This window comes from Planctomonas deserti (assembly GCF_003067705.1).
Classification (GTDB): Bacteria; Actinomycetota; Actinomycetes; order Actinomycetales; family Microbacteriaceae; genus Planctomonas; species Planctomonas deserti.
This window is the reverse complement of record NZ_QANL01000147.1, coordinates 1-571: the sequence shown is the minus strand read 5'-3', so window position 1 is coordinate 571 and position 571 is coordinate 1. Positions and strand designations below refer to the sequence as shown.

The following is a 571-nucleotide window of genomic DNA, read 5'->3' as shown; positions in this document are numbered from 1 at the left end:
CAAGGTACTTTGCGGGACCGTCGCAGCCATCGCGTTCAACTTCGTGCTCCTCGTGTGGACAGGTTCTGTCAAGGGATACCTTGCCTTCCACATCTACCTGAATGCCGTACTCCTTCCACAGTACAACGAGGGACATGGCCTGCTGAAGCTGATTGGAAACGCCTTCCACGCGGCAACATCAGACCTGGGGGGATTGCTCCTGCTGGGTCTCATCGTGACCGCCCTTGCGGCTGTTGCGCGCAGACGCCCAGCACTTCCCTGGCGTGAGATCCTGATCGCACTGGGAGTGGGCTCGATGCTCATTCGCGGCCTTTACATCCATGGCCTCAGCTATATCTACGTCGCACTCACCATGCCGCTGCTGCTCCTGCACCTGCTCCCGGCGGGGCTCCCCCGTCAGCGCGGTCTGCTGCTCGTACTGTGCTGCATCCTGATGGCTCGACTGATTGTCGGCGGCGCCAAGGAAGACCAGTTGCTGGCCGATCGCAGAATTCCGGAAACAACCGAGTTTGCGCAGCTCGCGCAGAAACTTACCGACCCGGGCGACAGGATCCTGGCCTATTCCTTCCAG

At 60.4% G+C, this 571-nt stretch carries 1 protein-coding gene; it reads left to right on the top strand.

Annotated features, from left to right (window positions below):
• On the top strand, positions 1–571 hold a 571-nt coding region (locus DAI20_RS17675; RefSeq protein WP_159085155.1), incomplete at both ends, for a hypothetical protein.